Source organism: Nocardia sp. NPDC003345 (assembly GCF_053589395.1).
On the sequence record NZ_JBSFRU010000555.1, the window covers coordinates 1 to 2,022 of the forward strand.

Consider the following 2,022-nt stretch of genomic DNA (forward strand, 5'->3'; position numbering starts at 1 on the left):
GTTCTCGGAATCGGCCAGCAGCGAGCCCAGGAAGCGTTTACGGGAGGCGCCGACCAGCACCGGAAAACCGTCGGCGACGAACCGGTCCAGGGCGGCCAGCAACGCCCAGTTGTGATCGGCGGACTTCGCGAAACCCAGGCCCGGGTCCAGGATCAGCCGTGCGGGATCCACACCCGCGTCGATCGCGTACTGCACCTGTGCGCCGAGCTCACCCCTGACCTCGGCGACCACATCGTCGTAGTGATCGGCGGCCCCGGTGTGCCGGTAGTCGGCGGCGGCCCGCCAGTGCATCAGGATCCACGGGATATCCGCGGCGGCGACCACCTCGGCCATGGCCGGATCGGCGCGACCGCCGGAGACATCGTTGACCACCGCGACCCCCGCCGCGACGGCCGCGTCCGCGACGGCGGCGCGCATCGTATCGACGCTGGTGGGGACCCCGGCGGCGGTGAGCCCGGTGATCACCGGGACCACTCGTTCGATCTCGGTCTCCGCGGCGACCCGCACCGCGCCGGGCCGGGTGGATTCCCCGCCCACATCGATGATGTCGGCGCCGGTCTCGTAGAGCCGGACGCCGTGCTCGATGGCGCGCTCCGGATCCAGATAGCGACCGCCGTCGGAGAACGAATCGCTCGTGACGTTCACCACGCCCATCACCACACACGAGCGGCCGAGCCGCGGCCGAACTCCCGGCCGGGGCGCGACCCCGGAGAGTGTGGGTACGGCTACGGCCGGTCGCTGCGGGGTCACTTGCGCAGGATCAGGTCGAGGGCCTCCGAACGGGAGGCCGAGTTGGTCTGCAACAGACCGCGCACCGCCGAGGTGGTGGTACTGGCGCCGGGTTTGCGGATACCGCGCATCGCCATGCACAGATGCTCGGCCTCCACCACGACGATCGCGCCGCGCGGATCCAGTTTCCGCATCACCGCGTCGGCGATCTGGCTGGTCAGCCGCTCCTGGACCTGCGGCCGTTTGGCGTACAGGTCCACCAGGCGGGCGAGTTTCGACAGACCGGTCACCCGGCCGTGCGGGCCGGGGATGTAGCCGACATGGGCGACACCGTGGAACGACACCAGATGATGTTCGCAGGTGGAATACATCGGGATATCGCGAACCAGCACCAATTCCTGGTGCTCTTCGTCGAACGTGGTGTTCAATACCGAATCCGGTTCGACGTAGAGTCCGGCGAACATCTCCCGGTAGGCGCGGGCGACCCGGGCGGGGGTGTCCAGCAGGCCCGGCCGGTCGGGATTCTCACCCACCGCGAGCAGCAGTTCCCGGACCGCCGCTTCGGCCCGGGCCTGATCGAACGGTCTACCGGTGTGCAGGGCGATGAGCTCGGGTGCGGGACCGCCGGTTTCGCCCAGTTCCGCGGGGATAGCGGCGGTATGGCCGTTGGTTTGCTGATTGGCCGACATTCGAGGACACCTCCACATCTCGGGCACGGCAAGGCACACCGCGCGCCGATTCCGTCCGAGCCTAATCGGCGCCGATCTACTGCCGGCCGTTCGGGCCGTCCCATGAGTGCGCACCGCCACGTCCGGGGTCCTCGCCCTGGCCGTAGCCCGATTCGCCGTGACCACCGTTCTGGGACGCACCGGGGCCCTCGCCGCCGTGCCCGCCGGTGTGCTGGTCGGGATGCCGGCCGTGCCACTGCTGCTGACCGGGCGAACCGTAGTCGCGCTCGGCGGGCGGCGCCTGCGGTTCGTCACGCGGCGGCCAGCCGGGGGCCGACCAGCCCGCGGGAGCGCCGTAATCCGGGCGGGACCCGTGGGTGCCGCCGCGCGGATAGGCCGGGGCGGGCTGCTGCGGCGCCGGATAGCCGGTGGGCTGCTGCCCGTATCCGGGCTGCGCGGCGCCGCCCGGGTAGCCGGCGGGCTGGGGCAGGCTCTTCGCCGGGGCGGGGTCGCGCGGGGCGCCCGCTGGTACCACCGGCTCCGGCGGCCACGGCTCGCCCCGCTCCCTGGCCAGCTCACCCGGCGTCTTCACCGGCGGCTTGTCCGAAGGGACACGGTCGCCGAA

2 protein-coding genes and 1 pseudogene are annotated in these 2,022 nt (G+C 71.6%); all 3 read right to left on the reverse strand.

The features are described from left to right. Nucleotides 1-654: dihydropteroate synthase (gene folP, locus ACWDU1_RS31930; RefSeq protein ID WP_450004147.1), on the reverse strand; the 654-nt coding region annotated here is incomplete at its 3' end. Between the two features lie 92 nt (nucleotides 655-746). Next, a complete protein-coding gene (folE, locus tag ACWDU1_RS31935) occupies nucleotides 747-1,418 on the reverse strand; it encodes a GTP cyclohydrolase I FolE (RefSeq protein WP_450004146.1) in 672 nt (223 codons plus the stop codon). Nucleotides 1,419-1,494: 76 nt separating this feature from the next. After that, a pseudogene (locus ACWDU1_RS31940) lies at nucleotides 1,495-2,022 on the reverse strand (ATP-dependent zinc metalloprotease FtsH); the annotation flags it as partial.